The organism is Oleiphilus sp. HI0067, from assembly GCF_001635735.1.
Map to the genome: position 1 here is coordinate 1 of NZ_LWFI01001282.1, position 1010 is coordinate 1010.

Consider the following 1010-nt stretch of genomic DNA (forward strand, 5'->3'; position numbering starts at 1 on the left):
AATTAGTTCGTCGACAACTGGGTCGTTGATACCTGCATAATTACGTGATCCCGGCACAGCAACTTTACTGGAGCTCCAATACTCACGTTGTTCATTGCCTGGCGAATTAGATTGGCCAATGCCACTGACAACGACATCGAAATCAAAATCGCGCAAACGATTAATATACTGAGTTGTATCAACAACTGTAATTCTTGCATCAATGCCTAGTCTTTCTAAATTCTTAATGAAAGGCTGAACGACTCGTTCAAAGTCTTTTTGGAACATTAAGAATTCGAGTTTAAATGGGTTTCCATTTTGATCAACGCGCTTGCCGTTCTTAACGTCGTAGCCAGCTTCCTTTAACAAGCTCATCGCTGAGCGCAGATTTTTGCGAATAGAGTTTGGTTTTGCTGTGCTTGGTACAGAATAGGGCGTGGTAAATACTTCTGCTGGAAGCTGTTTCTTAAATTTTTCTAAGATGGCAAGTTCTTCGCCTTCTGGGACGCCGGAAGACGCCAATTCAGAGTTTTCGAAATAGCTCGAAGATCTTTTATAAGCACTGTGGAATAAGTTGCTGTTAGTCCATTCGAAATCAAAGGCATAAGTGAGCGCGCGTCTTACTTTAGGATCGCTCAAGTATGCTTTGCGGGTATTGAGAACGAATGCCTGCATACCCGATGGGCGTTCGTGTTTGATTTCTTCTTTGATTAGCTCGCCTGAATCGAACAGCTTACCTTTATACTGTGTGGCCCAGTTTCTAGCTGTGGTCTCGGTTCTAAAATCGTATTCACCCGCTTTGAATGCTTCGAGAGCAACAGTGTTGTCGCTGTAGTATTCGTAAACGATTTCATCGAAATTATATTTACCTTTCGCTGTTGGTAAATTTTTTGCCCAGTAATCGGGGTTTCTCTTGTAGGTGATCGAACGACCTGCTTCAAAGCGGTCAATAACATAAGGGCCGTTACCAACAGGGATATCTAAGCCCGCAGAACCAAACCCGACTTTTTCCCAATATGCTTTTGATAGCA

1 protein-coding gene is annotated in these 1010 nt (G+C 42.9%); it reads right to left on the reverse strand.

What is annotated here, in order from left to right; translation table 11 throughout:
• Nucleotides 1-1010, reverse strand: a 1010-nt coding sequence (locus A3739_RS19840; protein WP_197472453.1) for an extracellular solute-binding protein, incomplete at both ends; no start/stop codon positions are given.